The organism is Nesterenkonia lutea, assembly GCF_014873955.1.
Lineage (GTDB): Bacteria > Actinomycetota > Actinomycetes > Actinomycetales > Micrococcaceae > Nesterenkonia > Nesterenkonia lutea.
In genome coordinates, this window is sequence record NZ_JADBED010000001.1 from 1,491,407 (window position 1) to 1,506,556 (window position 15,150).

Consider the following 15,150-nt stretch of genomic DNA (forward strand, 5'->3'; position numbering starts at 1 on the left):
CGGCGGCCCCGCGATCAGATTCGGCAGGCGTGGATGGAGGAGACCAGAATCGCGCGGGCGCCGAGCTCGTAGAGCTCGTCCATCAGCTGGTTGGTCTTCTTCGACGGCACCATCGAGCGCACCGCGACCCAGTTCTCGTCCGCGAGCGGAGAGATGGTCGGTGATTCCAGACCCGGGGTGATCGCGGAGGCCTGCGGCAGCAGGTCCCGGTGCACGTCGTAGTCCATCATCACGTACTGGGCTGCCACGAGCACGCCCTGCAGGCGGCGGATGAGCCGGTCCAGGCCCTCCGGGTGCTGACCGCGACCGGAGATCAGGATCGCCTCGGATTCCATGATGGGCTCCCCGAAGGTCTCCATCCCGGCGGCCTTGAGCGTGTTGCCGGTCTCCACGACGTCGGCGATGGCATCGGCCACGCCGAGCCGCACGGAGGTCTCCACCGCGCCGTCGAGGTGGACGACCTCCACGTCGGGGACGCCCTGGTTCTCGAACCAGTGCGCCAGCAGTCCGTCATAGCTGGTGGCCACCCGGGTGCCGGCGAGATCCGCGGCGCTGTGGAAGCGTCCGGCGGGTCCGGCCAGCCGGAAGGTGGACCTGCCGAATCCCAGTCCGAGCACCTCTTCGGCGCCGTGGTCCACCCGGGCGTCCTGGAAGAGATCGCGGCCGGTCAGGCCGACGTCGAGGGTGCCGGCGCCGACATAGACGGCGATGTCGCGGGGACGAAGGTAGAAGAACTCCACCCCGTTCTCCTCATCGAGCATGACCAGTTCGCGCCGGTCGCGGCGCTGGACGTAGCCAGCCTCGGAGAGCATCTCCATGGCGGCCTCAGAGAGGGCGCCCTTGTTCGGAACAGCAATGCGCAGCATAGGGATCTCGTCTTTTCGTGTGCAGGTGATGGGGTGTCGGTGAACTCGCCCGTGAGGTTCTAGAGGTACTTGTAGACGTCCTCGGGAGCGATGCCCTTGGCGATCATCATGACCTGCAGATGGTAGAGCAGCTGGGAGATCTCTTCGGCAGTCTCCGCATCGGTCTGGTACTCGGCCGCCATCCACACCTCGGCGGCCTCCTCGACGACCTTCTTGCCGATCTGATGGACGCCTGCATCAAGCGCGGCGACGGTGCCCGAGCCCTCCGGACGGGTCTCGGCCTTCTGGGCAAGTTCGGCGTAGAGCTGATCGAAGGTTTTCACCGCTCCAGGGTATCTCACCGGTTCAGCGCGGCGATCTCCACGGCTGCGGCGAGGGCGGCATGGGCCGCTTCGAAGCCCTTGTCCTCCTTCGAGCCCTGAAGCCCGGCGCGATCCAGCGCCTGCGCCTCGTCGTCGCAGGTGAGCAGTCCGAAGCCGACCGGGGTCCCGGAGCTCAGCGTCACCTGCGAGAGCCCCTGGGTCGCGGCCGTGCAGACATACTCGAAGTGCGGGGTGCCTCCGCGGATGACGACCCCCAGGGCGACGACGACGTCGAAGCGCGCGGCGGCGTGGGAGACGATCACCGGCAGCTCGAAGGATCCGGGGGCGCGGAGCAGAGTCACGTCCCGGACCCCGACCTGTTCGAAGAAGCGTTGGGAACCGGCGATCAGCCCGTTCATGACCTCCTGGTGCCAACGTGAAGCCACGACGGCGACCTTGAGCCGCTGCTGCTCGACGGTCCGGCGCAGCGCGTCGAGCTCGTCCTGCTGGATCTGGGGGGTTCCTGTGCCGCTCATCTGCGCGGTCTCCTTCGCTTGAGGTGTTCAGGGTGGGCTGGGACGCTCACTGCTCGTGGAGCTGAAGATGATCCATGGTGTGGTTCATCCGGTCCCGTTTGGTCTGCAGGTAGCGCAGGTTGGTCTCGTGCACCACGCCGGTGGAGGGGACAAGCTCCACGTCCAGTCCGGCGCGGCGCAGCGTCTCCACCTTGACCGGATTGTTCGTCATCAGTCGCAGGCGTCTGATCCCAGCCGCGTGCAGGATCGCCGCCGCACCGGTGAAGTCACGCAGCTCGGCGGCCAGGCCGAGCATCTCGTTGGCCTCCACCGTGTCGGCTCCCTGCTCCTGGAGCTTATAGGCGCGCATCTTGTTCGCCAGCCCGATCCCGCGGCCCTCGTGACCGCGCAGGTAGAGCAGGTGCCCGCCGTCGCGCTGGATGGACTCCAGGGCCGAGGCCAGCTGGGTGCCGCAGTCGCAGCGTCGCGATCCCAGCACATCCCCGGTCACACATTCAGAGTGCATCCGGATCAGCGGGCGGGCGTCGTCCTCATTGCCCTCGCCGGGGGCTGCCGCGAGTGCGGAGATGAGGATGTGCTCATGCCCGGTGGCGTGTTCGGTCCAGACCTGCGCGGCGAAGACGCCATGATCTGTGGGCAGGGTGACCACGGGTCCAGGAGCCACCAGTGTGGACAGCACGTCTGCGGGCGCCTCCCAGCTCGCCGCCACGGAGTCCATGGCGGAGCCCGCGTTCGGGGTGCCGCCGCGATAGGCGATGAGGTCTGCGATGGAGATCAGGGCGAGCTGATGGGTGTCGGCGAACTCCCGCAGCGCGGGCAGGCGCATCATCCGCCCGTCGTCGTGGGTCACCTCGGCGATGACCCCCACTCCGGGCAGACCGGCGAGCCGGCACAGGTCCACGGCGGCCTCGGTGTGACCAGGGCGACCGAGCACACCGGCGGGGTCGGCGATGAGCGGGAAGACATGCCCCGGCCGGCTCAGATCGGCGGCGGAGCTGGCTGCGTCCGCCATGACTCGCACGGTGCGCGCCCGATCCGCGGCGCTGATCCCGGTGCTCACTCCTGAAGCGGCATCGGCGCTGATCGTGTAGGCGGTGCCCTTGGGGTCCTCGTTGTTCGTGACCATCGGAGGCAGCCGCAGGTGCTCGGCCCGCTCCGGGGTCATCGGCACGCAGACCACCCCGGAGGTGTGGCGCACGGTCATCGCCATGAGCTCCTCGGTGGCCACCGCGGCCGGGAAGATGATGTCGCCCTCATTCTCACGATCAGCATCGTCGACGACGACGACGGGCCGACCCGCGGCGAGCTCGTTGAGTGCGACCTCGATGGGGTCCAGCACCGGCGCGGGCGTCGCGGGCTGGGGCACGCTGGGCACCGGGGTCGGCGCCGCGGTGCTGGCCGAGGCGTCAGCGAGGTGCTGGTCGAACTGCAGCATCCGACGCGTGTACTTCGCCAGCACATCGACTTCGATGTTGACCTGGCCGCCGACGGCGATCCCACCGAGCGTGGTGTCTGCCAGGGTGGCCGGGATGAGTCCGACCTCGAACCAGGGCCGGGCGGAGGCGGGATCCGCCACGGCGGTGATGGTCAGCGACACCCCGTCGACGGCGATCGAGCCCTTCTCCGCGATATAGGGGGCGAGCTCGGTCCCGACTCCGAAGCGGTGGCGTCCGTCCTGCGGGTCCCGCTCCAGGAGCTCCGCCATGCCGTCGACGTGTCCCTGCACCACATGCCCGTCGAGCCGGGCGCCCGAGGGGAGGCAGCGCTCCAGGTTGAGCCGATCGCCCACGGCCAGCTGGCCGAGTGCGGTGCGCCGCAGCGTCTCAGGGATCAGCTCCACGCTGATCCGGTCACCGTCGATGGCGACCGCGGAGACGCATGCCCCGTTGACCGCGATGGAGCCCCCCAGGGCCAGTCCCTCCGTGTGTCCGGGGGCGAGGAAGCTCAGCCGCTCCACGCTCCTCGCCGGCTCGAAGCGACGTTCGAGGACCTCTCCGAGCCCAGTCACGATTCCGGTGAACATGTGTCTCCTTTCGGCTGCAGGTGCACACAGACGTCGGAGTCCATGATCCGCACCGGCCCGTTCTCAGCGGGGTCGAGGGCGAAGCGGGGCGCTTCGTCGAGAGTTCTCACGCCGATGTCACCGACGCTGGACCGGCCAGCTCCCAGCAGCAGCGGCGCGTGGTAGGCAAAGACCTCGTCCACGAGGTCGGCGGCGAAGAACGCCGAGAGCACGCTCTGACCACCCTCGACCAGGACGTGATTGATCGGGTGGCCGCCGTGGGTGGTCCTCCCGAGCTCCTGCAGGGCTTCGAGCGGATCGCGGGTGCTCAGCTGCAGCCAGCCCTCCCCCTCGGGCAGGCCCTGGGTGAGCCTGGCTCGCGGGCTGATCGGTGTCATGCCCATGACTGCTCGCAGCGGCTGCCGCCCGGCGGGGTCTCCGTCTGGTGTGCGCGCGCTGAGTCGGGGATCATCCACTGTGACGGTGTTGGTGCCCACCAGGATCGCGTCGGCCCGGCTGCGCACCCGGTGCGTGTGTTCCCGGGACGCCGCGGAGGTGATCCACTGGCTGGTTCCATCTGCGGCCGCGATGCGCGCGTCGAGAGTCTGCGCGAGGTGGGCTGTGACGAAGGGTCGGTTCTGCCGCTGGGCACAGGTCCACCGGTGGTTCTGCGCGGCACACTGTGCGGCCATCACCCCGGAGACCACATCGATCCCGGCGCGGGCCAGCACGGCTGCCCCGCCGCCGTTGATCGTGGGATCGGAGGCTCCGTGGACCACGTGTCCGACCCCGGAGTCGATGATCAGCTGGGTGCAGGCCGGCTGGCGGCCCTGCTGTCTGCAGGGTTCCAGGGTGGAGTAGAGGGTCGCGTCGCGGAGATCGGCGCCTTCAGGGTGGTCCCGGAAGAAGGTGGCCAGCGCATCGCGCTCAGCGTGGAAGGTGCCGGCGCCCCGGTGGTGCCCCTGAGCGAGCACCTCGCCCTCGGCAGAGACCAGGACTGCTCCGACCAGCGGATTTGCTCCGCGCACACCGAGGAGCGCCGCATCGAGGGCCTGGGCCATCGGTGACTCGTGAAGCAACGGCCTTCTCCTTCCCCAGCGTGTCGGAGCACTCCGGGGGGAGCCGACGCGGTGAGGCGTCGGACGAGACCGCCGCCTGCCTCCCTGCGCGGGTCGCGCAGGCCGCAGGGCGCGGACTCTCGTGCTTCTCCCATCCAGACTGTGACTGTCGGTACCGGAATTCCACCGGTTCAGCCGAGTCCTGCGCAGCTGAGCTGCGCCTGACCCGGGTCGCGGACTGTGACCGCCGGTTCGGACTTTCACCGATCCCGGAGCACGAATTGTGTAGCACCAAGTGTGCCACATCCGCCGGGCCGACCTGCTCGCCGCGCCAGCTGAGGCGGCCTGCGCCGCGGAACAGGCGCCTCGGCGCATGAAGAAGGGCCCGAGACCAGGAGGTCTCGGGCCCTTCTGTCGCCTGCCGGGCGACCAGTGCTTCTGTCCCCCTGTCGGGCGACCACATACGAGCGGATGACGAGATTCGAACTCGCGACCCTCACCATGGCAAGGTGATGCTCTAGCCAGCTGAGCTACATCCGCATGAGCCCAGGATGTTCCGCCGCCGTATCGGCGGCCTCATCTCCTGTGCTCAGTGCGCGATACTGGGATCGAACCAGTGACCTCTTCCGTGTCAGGGAAGCGCGCTACCGCTGCGCTAATCGCGCCTGTCAGGCGTATTCAACTATGACCTGCATGTGTTGCTGTGTTCCATCTGTGCTGCGCCGCCCAGCGTGCGAGCGAAGCTGCGAGGTGGGGACGGGAATCGAACCCGCGTTAACGGCTTTGCAGGCCGCTGCCTCGCCACTCGGCCACCCCACCGTAGCCATCCCAAGAACAGTACACCGTTCCGAGCTGACATCCGGCGGCCGGGCCGAATGGCCCTGTCACCAGTGCAGTGATCGTGCTGATCGTCACGGGGTCTCCCCCACATCTGCGAGCGGATGACGAGATTCGAACTCGCGACCCTCACCATGGCAAGGTGATGCTCTAGCCAGCTGAGCTACATCCGCAGTGTTGTCCCAGCCGCATTTTCTGTGGCGTTTCAACGACTTGAAACGATAGCGCAGGTCTCCACCGCTCGTCCAATCGAGTCGCTGCTGCGATCGCGGCGGTGCTTCCAGCGGCGGTGGTGGCGGCGGTGCATGTCAGCCGCAGGTGGCAGACTGATGTCGATGACACAGCCGAGCCTCGCGCACGCCACAGACCATGGCCGCATGTATTCGCGTTCGATCGGCGGCTCCCCCGAGGTGCCTTCGATCACGACGGTGATCTCCCAGGAGCACAAGGACATGACCGGGTGGGCCGGGCATATGGCCACCTCCGAACTGGTCAATGACCAGCGTCTGGCCGGTGCGATCGGCTCAGCCCCCGAGCTCAGACGTCTGGCCCGCCAGGCCTCCTCTGCCGCAGAGCGCTTCCGCGACGCGGCCGCCGCACGCGGTGATCGCGTGCACCACTACGCCGAGCAGGTGGCGCTGCGCTCCCTGGGGCTGCGTGACACCGCCGCGGCGGCGCGGGAGGTCCTGAGTGAGCACGCGGAGTCGAAGTTCGCCGACCGGTTCGACGAATGGTGGGAGCTCTACGGGGTCACGCCGCTGGCCGCAGAGGTGACCGTCTGGAACCACTCCCTGGGCTACGCGGGCACTCTGGACCTGGTGGCCGAGATCGGCGGACGCACCTGCATCATCGACTTCAAGACGAAGGGGCTCACCCGGGACGGACGCTCGAAGCCCTTGAACGAGTCTGTGGTGATGCAGCTGGTCGCCGGCATGCAGGGTGAGGAGATGCTGGTCGACGCTGCCTCCGGAGAGTGGACCGCGTGGCCCTACGGCGAGGCCCCGCTGCTGCTGGGCGTGGCCGTCTCCGAGGCGGAGGTGGTGGCGGCGCAGGCGAACCCGACGATCCTGAAGGCGCACTGGCACAAGTTCTGGGCGCTGCGACAGGTGTGGGAGCACAGCCGGACCACGGCCACGGCCGGGCTCGCCCTGCGCCCGATCGCCCCGCCGCCGGCGACGGTGGCACCGCTGACGCCCTCGACCTCGCCGGGATCTGCCGCAGACTGAGCGAACGCGTCATGCCCGACAGTGCGACTCGAAGGTCTGTCCACGGGTCGGACGACGAGGGAAGACGATGAAAGAATAGGTCCATGACTGTCCTGAGCATCCGCATGATCGGCGATCCCGTGCTGCGCACACCGGCCACCGATGCGGCGACCTCTGACCCCGGCACGCGTGAACTCCTCGCGAACATGTTCGAGACCATGGATGCGGTCGGGGGCATCGGACTGGCCGCCCCCCAGATCGGCGTAGGCCGGCGCCTGTTCACCTATGACGTCGCCGGGGTGCGCGGGGCCGTGGTCAATCCTGAGCTGCAGCCGATCGGCAAGCCCAGCTTCACTGCTCGCGTGCCCGATCATGGCCCGGCGGAGGGTGAGAACCTGCTGCGCGAGGGCTGCCTCTCCGTGGCGGACATCTACGCCCCGGTGATCCGCTGGCAGCAGGTGCTGCTGCGCGGCACCGACCAGGAGGGTTCACCGATCGAGATCGAGGCCTCGGGACTGCTGGCAGCCTGCTTCCAGCATGAGATCGACCACCTCGACGGACGCCTCTTCGTGGACCGCCTGACCGGTGCGGAGAAGCACGCCGCCGCCCGCGCGCTGCGCTCTCCCGAGTATGGTCGGGCGATCAGTCAGACGCAGGTCGCCCGGCGTCCCAGCAGCAGCTTCTTCGCCTCCTGAAAGGCCCCGCCACCATGCAGCAGTTCACCGCCGAGTCCCTGGCCGCGGCGCGCGCCGAGACGCGCGCTCCGGGGCAGGGACGACTGATCTTCGCCGGCACGCCTGAGATCGCCGCGACCTGTCTGCGCTCACTCCTGGAGGACGGCGCCCAGGTCGCAGCGGTGCTCACCCGACCAGACGCCCCCGTGGGACGACGGCGCCGGCTGACCCCCTCCCCCGTCGCGCAGGCGGCCGAGGCCGCCGGCATCCCGGTCATCAAGGCCGACTCCGTGGACTCTGCCGTGACCGCGGAGCTGCGCCGCGTCGAGGCCGATCTGGGCGTGGTCGTCGCCTATGGGGCACTGCTCCCAGAGGCGGCGCTGCAGGTCCCCGCCCGGGGCTGGGTCAACCTCCACTATTCGAACCTGCCGGCCTACCGCGGCGCCGCGCCCGTGCCGCACGCGCTGCTCGCCGGGGAGACGGCGACGGCGGCCACGGTCTTCCAGCTCGAGCGCGGCATGGACACCGGCCCCGTCCATGGAGCGTGCAGCTACGAGATCCGCGAGGCCACCTCGGCGGGGACCGTGCTCGAGGAGCTCACGCGTCTCGGCGCCGAGCTGCTCACAGTGCTGCTGCCCAGGCTCCTCGACGGCAGCTCGGTGCCCCGCCCGCAGCAGGGTTCGCCCAGCTTCGCGCCCAAGCTGACCCGCGAAGATGCCTTCGTCGATCCCCGCGGACGCGCCGCGGATCTGGTCCGCCGCATTAACGCCACCATCCCCGAGCCTGGAGCCTGGACGCTCAACGCGGACCAGCGGATCAAGCTCGGCGTCGCGCGGCTGCACCGGACTCCGACCGAACCCGCCTCCGCCGAGGCAGCCGCTGCCGCACTGGCCGACGCCACCACCGGCGAGGTGCTGCGGCTTCCCGCAGAACATCCGGGACAGCCGGACGTCGTTGCATTCCGGGCCGGAGACGGCGAAGCCGTGGTGCTCTCCGGGGTGCAGCCTGCCGGCAAGAACATGCTCAGCGCCGCCGACTGGCACCGCGGGCTGCACGGCCCGGTGCGGCTGGGACCGGTTGGACCGGGCGACCCGGAGCAGAGCCAGGACACCTCGGCGCAGAACCCCAGGATCGAATCCTCCACCCCCACGGAAGAGCAGAACGCATGAGCCACAGCGGCCCAGACCACGGCCAGCCCCGCAGTCGGAGGAACGAGAAGGGACGTGAACGCAACCGCGGCGCCCGGACGGACAGGCCGGGCACCTCCCGCGGCTTCAGCGCGTCAGCTCCTGCGCAGCGCAAGCGCCGTGCCGATCCGGCCCGACTCACGGCCTTCACCGTGCTCAGGGCGGTCAGCCGGGACGATGCCTACGCCAACCTGACGCTGCCCGCGGAGATCCGTCGGCAGCGTCTGGACAAGCGCGATGCCGCCTTCGCCACGGAGCTGACCTATGGCACGCTGCGAGGCACCGGCACCTACGACGCGATCCTCAGCGCCTGCGTGGACCGCCCGCTCGCCGAGCTGGACGCCCCCGTGCTCGACGCGCTGCGTCTGGGCGCCCACCAGCTGCTGAACATGCGCGTGGAGACCCATGCGGCAGTGGACGAGACCGTCGCTCTGGTGCGCAGTGAGATCGGCGCAGGCCCCAGCGGGCTGGTCAATGCGGTCCTGCGCAAGGTCAGCGCCAGGCCGCTGGGTGAGTGGACCGAGCGGCTCGCGGAGGAGGGACAGCTCAGCGGCGACGACGCGCTCGCGCTGACCCATGCGCACCCGGCCTGGGTGGTGCGTGCGCTGCGCCAGTCGCTTCGGCTCCACGGCCGCGGCCAGCAGCTGGAAGCCCTGCTGCGTGCAGACAACGCCGCCCCCGAAGTGCACCTGGTGGAGCTGCCGGGGGTGGCCGAGGAGTCAGGTCAGCATCTGGGCAGCGCCGCCGAGGCCGGCGCCACGGTGTCCTCCGCCCTGGAAGGGGCAGCCATCTTCCGCGGCGGGGACATCGCCCGTCTGGCGGGCACCCGGGAGGGCCAGCTCAGGGTCCAGGACATCGGGTCACAATGGGTCACCCGGGCTCTGGCCGGAGCGGAGCTCGCCACAGCAGCCGTCGGGTCCCCTCAGCCGGAGCGCTGGCTGGACCTCTGTGCCGGTCCGGGAGGCAAGGCCGCACTGCTGGCGGCCCTCGCCGCACAGCGCGAGGCGACCGTGCTGGCCAATGAGCCGGCCCCCCACCGGGCCGAACTGGTGACCAGGGCACTGTCCGCGGTCTCGCCCGAGGTCTGGACCGTGCGCACCGGAGACGGACGCACCATCGGCGAGGAGGCTGGTGACCAGGGGTTCCATCGCATTCTGATCGATGCCCCGTGCACCGGTCTCGGCGCGCTGCGCCGGCGACCCGAGGCCCGATGGCGCCGGACCCCCGGGGACCTCTCGGGGCTCACCGCGCTCCAGCAGGAGCTGCTCGACGCCGCCGTCGGAGCGCTGGCTCCGGGAGGCCTGCTGGCCTACGTCACCTGCTCCCCCCATGTCGCCGAGACGGTCATCCAGGTCGAGGACCTGCTTCGACGGCACCCTGAGCTGCAGCTGCTCGACGCCCATGAGCCGATGCGGGCCGCGGCCCTGCCGGCAGGTCGGGAGCTCCTGGCAGGGGGTGATGAGCAGGCGGGCACCGAGACGGCGCGGCGCTGCGTCCAGCTGTGGCCGCACGTGCACGGCACCGACGCGATGTTCTTCGCGCTGCTCCAACGCCCGCTCCAGGCCAGCTGAGGGCTGGTGGGGCTGCAGGGCCGGTAGGATCGACTCGTGAGCCGCCCCTGCATCCACCCCAGCATCCTCAACGCCGACTTCGCCAACCTCCAGCGAGAACTCGGCCGCATCCGCACCGCCGACGCCGTGCATGTCGATGTCATGGACAACCATTTCGTGCCCAACCTGACCATCGGCCTGCCCGTGGTGAAGTCCCTGCGCGCGGCCACCGAGCTCCCCATAGACGTGCACCTGATGATCGAGGATCCGGACGTCTGGGCCCCGCAGTACGCCGAGCTGGGCTGTGAGTCGGTGACCTTCCATGCCGAGGCCGCGCAGGCCCCCATCCGGCTGGCCCGAGAACTTCGCGCCCAGGGCGCGAGGTCGGCCATGGCGCTGAAGCCCGCCACGCCCATCGAGCCCTACCTGGACATGCTCGGAGAGCTCGACATGCTGCTGCTGATGACGGTGGAGCCGGGCTTCGGCGGGCAGAGCTTCCTCGACCTCATCCTGCCGAAGATCCGCCGCGCGCGTGCGGCGGTCGATGATCTGGGCGGAGAGATCGCCCTGCAGGTGGACGGAGGGATCAGCGCGGAGACCATCGCCCGGGCCGCCGAGGCGGGCGCGGACACGTTCGTGGCCGGCTCAGCCGTCTACTCGGCCGCAGATCCGGAAGCGGCCATCGCCGAGCTGCGCGCTCTGGCCGGCTGAACAGCCGGGCCCCACCCAGGGACGAGAAAACCGGCGGTGCTCTCAACCTTCCCCAGAAGAGAGCACCGCCGGTACACCACTGAGTCTAGCGGAATCCGAATCTCGGCTGCACCACGGTTGCACCTGAACTTGAAGGTCCGTGCAGCTCCTCGCGGCGGAGCTCAGATATCGCGTTCTCGAAGTCCTGCAGCGACTCGAAGCCGCGGTACACCGAGGCGAAGCGCATATACGCCACCACGTCGAGTCGCCGCAGCGGGCCGAGGATTGCGAGACCGACGTCGTTGGCGTCCACCTCGGCATTGCCGGCGGCGCGGATGGCCTCCTCCACCTCCTGAGCGAGCACTGCGAGATCGTCATTGGAGACGGGTCGGCCCTGACAGGCCTTGCGCACGCCGTTGATGACCTTGGAGCGGTCGAAGGGCTCGGCGGCGCCGGATCGCTTGATCACGTTGAGACTGGTGGTCTCCATCGTGGTGAAGCGTTTGGAGCACTGCGGACATTGGCGGCGGCGACGAATGCCGGAGCCGTCGTCCAGCATGCGCGAATCGACGACCCGGGATGAGTCATGGCGGCAGTAGGGGCAGTACATGCGGCGAGTCTACTCACTACATATAGTGCACCTCAAATCCTGGACCACAAGATGTTGTGGCTGTGAGGCCCCGGGCGACCAAGCCTCAGGAGCTGTCACGGCTCGAGACATCCCGGACCCAGCAGGACCTTGAGGTCTCCGAACAGCGCGGGTGAGGGACTGACCTGATATTCATGTCCGAGCCGCATGACCTCTATCCGGTCCCCGGAGAGCAGCCGCACGTGGACGTCACTGGTTCCGCGGTGTGCCTTCAACGTCCTGCCCAGCTCGGTGACCAGCCGCTCGGAGGCGCGCTGGGAGGGCACGGACACCACCACGGGACCGGCGGCGCCGTCCTCGTTGATCTCCGGGACGACCACGTCCATGGCCTTGAGCGTCACGCTGCCGTCTTCTCGCCGATCGATCTGTCCCTTCACAGAGACCACGAGGTCCTCAGCAAGGATCATGGAGACCGCCTGGTAGGTCTTGCCGAAGAACATGACCTCGATGGTGCCGGCCATGTCCTCGATCTCGGCCCGCGCATAGGGGTTGCCCGAGGATTTCGCGACACGTCGCTGCAGGGAGGTGATCATCCCGGCGATGGTGATGCCCGCGCCGTCGGCGGGTCCGTCCTCCCCCATCACCGAGGAGATGGACCGGTCGGCGTGGTGCGCCAGGACCCGCTCCAGCCCCTGCAGCGGATGGTCGGAGACATAGAGGCCGAGCATCTCGCGCTCGAAGGAGAGCTTGTCCATCTTCTCCCACTCCGGCAGATCGGGCACGCTGACCGAGAGCGAGTCCCCCAGCTCCATGTCGGCGCTGCCGAAGAGGTCGGTCTCGTAGGCCTGGGAGCCCTTCTTCTCCGAGATCGCCTGATCGATGGCCTGCTCGTGGATGGTCACCAGCGCCCGCCGGGTGTGACCGAGCTCGTCGAATCCCCCGGCCTTGATCAGCGACTCGATGGTGCGCTTATTGCACACCTGCATCGGGACCTTCTTCAGGAAGTCGGCGAAGGTCTCATAGGCGCCCTTCTCCTCACGGGCCGAGACCATGCCGGCCACCACGTTGGAGCCCACATTGCGCACCGCGCCCATGCCGAAGCGGATCGTGTCATCGCCGACCGGGGTGAAGGTCAGCGCGGATTCGTTGATGCTCGGTGAGGTCACCGTGACACCCATGCGTCGACACTCGGAGAGGTAGAGCGCGAGCTTGTCGCGGTTCTCACCCACCGAGGTCAGCAGGGCGGCCAGGTACTCGGCGGGATAGTTGGCCTTGAGATAGGCGGTCCAGTAGGCGATGAGCCCGTAGGCGGCGGTGTGCGCCTTGTTGAAGGCGTAGTCGGAGAAGGGCAGCAGGACATCCCACAGCGCCTTGATCGCCGCAGCCGAGTACCCGTGCTCCTCCATGCCACCAGAGAAGTTCACATACTGCTTGTCCAGCTCGGACTTCTTCTTCTTGCCCATCGCGCGGCGCAGGATGTCGGCCTGGCCCAGGGAATAGCCCGCCACCTTCTGCGCGATGGCCATGACCTGCTCCTGGTACACGATCAGCCCGTGGGTGGTGCCGAGGATCTCGCGCAGCGGCTCCTCCAGCTCCGGATGGATCGGACTGACGTCCTGGTGCCCGTTCTTGCGCAGCGCGTAGTTGGTGTGCGAGTTCGCACCCATCGGGCCTGGTCGGTAGAGCGCCAGAGCCGCAGAGATGTCCTCGAAGTTGTCCGGGCGCATCAGCCGCAGCAGCGAGCGCATGCCGCCGCCGTCGAGCTGGAAGACTCCCAGGGTGTCCCCGCGCGCAAGCAGGTCATAGGCTGCTCGGTCGGTCAGCTCCAGGTTCTCGAGGTCCACCTCGATGCCCTTGTTGAGCTGGATGTTCTCCAGGGCGTCGGAGATGATCGTGAGGTTGCGCAGCCCGAGGAAGTCCATCTTGATCAGGCCGAGGTTCTCGCAGATCGGATAGTCGAACTGCGTGATGATCGCGCCGTCCTGCTCGCGCTTCATGATCGGAATGATGTCGATCAGCGGATCACTGGACATGATGACCCCGGCCGCGTGCACTCCGTACTGCCGCTTGAGGCCCTCGAGGCCTGAGGCGAGATTGAAGATCTCCTTCATCCTCGGATCAGAGTCGAGGAACTCGCGCATCTCGGCGGCCTCGGAGTACCGCGCCGACTTCGACTCATAGATGTCCCCCAGCGGCATGGGCTTGCCCATGGCGTCCGGCGGCATCTTCTTGGTCAGCTGGTCTCCGGTGGAGAAGGGCTCGCCCATCACACGTGCCGAGTCCTTCAGCGCCTGCTTGGACTTGATCGTGCCGTAGGTGACGATCATGGCGACGCGTTCGTCACCGTATTTGTTCACCACATACTGGATGACCTCGGAGCGACGTCGATCGTCGAAGTCGACGTCGAAGTCGGGCATGGACACACGGTCGGGGTTGAGGAAGCGCTCGAAGATCAGCCCGTGCTGCAGCGGGTTCAGATCCGTGATGCGCATCGCGAAGGCGACCATCGAGCCGGGCCCTGATCCTCGGCCCGGCCCGACCCTGATGCCCTGCTCCTTGGCCCAGGTGATGAAGTCGGCCACGACCAGGAAGTAGCCGGGGAAGCCCATCTGGGTGATGACGCCGATCTCATACTCGGCCTGCTTGCGGACTTCGTCCGGGATGCCCTGCGGGAACCGGTAGTGCAGGCCCTTTTCGACCTCCTGGATGAACCAGGACTCCTCGGACTCACCCTCGGGCACCGGGAAGCGGGGCATGTAGGAGGCGGATTCGTTGAACTCGACCTGGCAGCGCTCGGCGATGGCCAGAGTGTTGTCGCAGGCCTCCGGGAAGTCGCGGAAGAGATCACGCATCTCCGCGGCCGATTTGAGGTAGAACTCCTCGGAGCCGAACTTGAACCGGTTGGGGTCATCCAGGGTGGAGTTGGACTGCACGCACAGCAGCGCCCCGTGGGCCTTGTGGTCATGCTGGTGGGTGTAGTGCAGGTCATTGGTCGCGACCATCGGCATGTTCAGCTCGCGGGCGAGCTTGATCAGGTCCTGCTTGACCTTGCGCTCGATGTCCAGGCCGTGGTCCATGAGCTCGCAGTAGAAGTTCTCCCGGCCGAAGAGATCCTGGTACTCCCCCGCCGCCTTCTTCGCCTCCTCGTACTGACCCAGGTGCAGTCGGGTCTGGATCTCGCCTGAGGGACAGCCTGTGGTGGCGATGATGCCTTTGCCGTAGGTCTGCAGCAGCTCGCGGTCCATGCGGGGCTTGTAGAAATAGCCCTCCAGGGAGGCCAGCGATCCCATCCGGAAGAGGTTGTGCATGCCAGCGGTGTTCTCGGCCCACATCGTCATGTGCGTATAGGCGCCGCCGCCCGAGACGTCCTTCTCCCCGATGACCCCGTCGCCCCATTTCACCCGGGTGCGGTCGGAGCGGTGGGTTCCGGGGGACAGATAGGCCTCGAGCCCGATGATCGGCTTGACGTCGTAGTTCTGTGCGGTCTTCCAGAATTCGTAGGCGCCGAACAGGAATCCGTGGTCGGTGGTGGCGACGGCGGGCATGCCGAGGTTCTGCGTCTCCTCGAAGAGCTCCCCGATCTTCGCGGCGCCGTCGAGCATCGAGTATTCGGTGTGGTTGTGCAGATGGACGAAATCGCCGGTGGCAGCCATG

At 68.1% G+C, this 15,150-nt stretch carries 12 protein-coding genes, 4 tRNA genes and 1 riboswitch; of the genes, 5 read left to right on the forward strand and 11 right to left on the reverse strand.

Annotated features, from left to right (window positions below):
• Nucleotides 1-14: 14 nt before the first annotated feature.
• The 9 genes from hisG to H4W27_RS06810 all read right to left on the reverse strand — a co-directional run bounded on the left by hisG (nucleotide 15) and on the right by H4W27_RS06810 (nucleotide 5,774).
• Nucleotides 15-866, reverse strand: a complete 852-nt coding sequence (hisG, locus tag H4W27_RS06770) for an ATP phosphoribosyltransferase (protein WP_192595254.1) — start codon at nucleotides 864-866, stop codon at nucleotides 15-17.
• A gap of 59 nt (nucleotides 867-925) precedes the next feature.
• On the reverse strand, nucleotides 926-1,189 hold the full coding sequence (locus H4W27_RS06775; RefSeq protein ID WP_192595255.1) for a phosphoribosyl-ATP diphosphatase: 264 nt from the start codon (nucleotides 1,187-1,189) through the stop codon (nucleotides 926-928).
• A 14-nt stretch (nucleotides 1,190-1,203) separates the two neighbouring features.
• A complete protein-coding gene (gene ribH / locus H4W27_RS06780) occupies nucleotides 1,204-1,704 on the reverse strand; it encodes a 6,7-dimethyl-8-ribityllumazine synthase (protein ID WP_192595256.1) in 501 nt (166 codons plus the stop codon).
• A gap of 46 nt (nucleotides 1,705-1,750) precedes the next feature.
• A complete protein-coding gene (gene ribB / locus H4W27_RS06785) occupies nucleotides 1,751-3,727 on the reverse strand; it encodes a 3,4-dihydroxy-2-butanone-4-phosphate synthase (RefSeq protein ID WP_192595257.1) in 1,977 nt (658 codons plus the stop codon).
• On the reverse strand, nucleotides 3,709-4,785 hold the full coding sequence (ribD, locus tag H4W27_RS06790; protein ID WP_192595258.1) for a bifunctional diaminohydroxyphosphoribosylaminopyrimidine deaminase/5-amino-6-(5-phosphoribosylamino)uracil reductase RibD: 1,077 nt from the start codon (nucleotides 4,783-4,785) through the stop codon (nucleotides 3,709-3,711). The genes ribB and ribD overlap by 19 nt, the downstream gene beginning before the upstream one ends.
• Nucleotides 4,786-4,902: 117 nt before the next feature.
• Nucleotides 4,903-5,046: riboswitch (FMN riboswitch) on the reverse strand.
• Nucleotides 5,047-5,230: 184 nt separating this feature from the next.
• A tRNA-Gly gene (locus H4W27_RS06795) sits at nucleotides 5,231-5,304 on the reverse strand.
• Nucleotides 5,305-5,357: 53 nt separating this feature from the next.
• A tRNA-Val gene (locus H4W27_RS06800) sits at nucleotides 5,358-5,429 on the reverse strand.
• Between the two features lie 83 nt (nucleotides 5,430-5,512).
• A tRNA-Cys gene (locus tag H4W27_RS06805) sits at nucleotides 5,513-5,583 on the reverse strand.
• 117 nt (nucleotides 5,584-5,700) lie between these two features.
• A tRNA-Gly gene (locus tag H4W27_RS06810) sits at nucleotides 5,701-5,774 on the reverse strand.
• 162 nt (nucleotides 5,775-5,936) lie between these two features.
• Between H4W27_RS06810 and H4W27_RS06815 the strand changes: the two genes are divergently transcribed.
• The 5 genes from H4W27_RS06815 (at nucleotide 5,937) to rpe (ending at nucleotide 10,928) form a co-directional block, all read left to right on the forward strand.
• Nucleotides 5,937-6,827 carry a PD-(D/E)XK nuclease family protein gene (locus tag H4W27_RS06815; RefSeq protein ID WP_192595259.1) on the forward strand — a complete coding sequence of 297 codons (891 nt, stop codon included), beginning with the start codon at nucleotides 5,937-5,939 and terminating at the stop codon, nucleotides 6,825-6,827.
• Between the two features lie 83 nt (nucleotides 6,828-6,910).
• Nucleotides 6,911-7,501, forward strand: coding sequence for a peptide deformylase (def, locus tag H4W27_RS06820; RefSeq protein ID WP_192595260.1), 591 nt, complete (start codon nucleotides 6,911-6,913; stop codon nucleotides 7,499-7,501).
• A gap of 14 nt (nucleotides 7,502-7,515) precedes the next feature.
• The gene (locus H4W27_RS06825) at nucleotides 7,516-8,649 is read left to right on the forward strand and encodes a methionyl-tRNA formyltransferase (protein ID WP_192595261.1); all 1,134 of its coding nucleotides are present in this window, start codon (nucleotides 7,516-7,518) and stop codon (nucleotides 8,647-8,649) included.
• The gene (locus H4W27_RS06830) at nucleotides 8,646-10,238 is read left to right on the forward strand and encodes an RsmB/NOP family class I SAM-dependent RNA methyltransferase (RefSeq protein WP_192595262.1); all 1,593 of its coding nucleotides are present in this window, start codon (nucleotides 8,646-8,648) and stop codon (nucleotides 10,236-10,238) included. Before H4W27_RS06825 ends, H4W27_RS06830 begins: the two co-directional genes overlap by 4 nt.
• A gap of 36 nt (nucleotides 10,239-10,274) precedes the next feature.
• Nucleotides 10,275-10,928 (forward strand): ribulose-phosphate 3-epimerase, encoded by a 654-nt coding sequence (gene rpe / locus H4W27_RS06835; protein WP_192595263.1) that lies wholly within the window; start codon nucleotides 10,275-10,277, stop codon nucleotides 10,926-10,928.
• 85 nt (nucleotides 10,929-11,013) lie between these two features.
• Here rpe and nrdR read toward each other — a convergent pair whose 3' ends face one another.
• Together nrdR and dnaE are read right to left on the reverse strand one after the other, a co-directional pair.
• Nucleotides 11,014-11,517 (reverse strand): transcriptional regulator NrdR, encoded by a 504-nt coding sequence (nrdR, locus tag H4W27_RS06840; RefSeq protein ID WP_192595264.1) that lies wholly within the window; start codon nucleotides 11,515-11,517, stop codon nucleotides 11,014-11,016.
• Nucleotides 11,518-11,612: 95 nt separating this feature from the next.
• Entirely contained in the window at nucleotides 11,613-15,149 is a 3,537-nt protein-coding gene (dnaE, locus tag H4W27_RS06845; protein ID WP_192595265.1) for a DNA polymerase III subunit alpha, read from the reverse strand.
• Nucleotide 15,150: the final 1 nt, after the last annotated feature.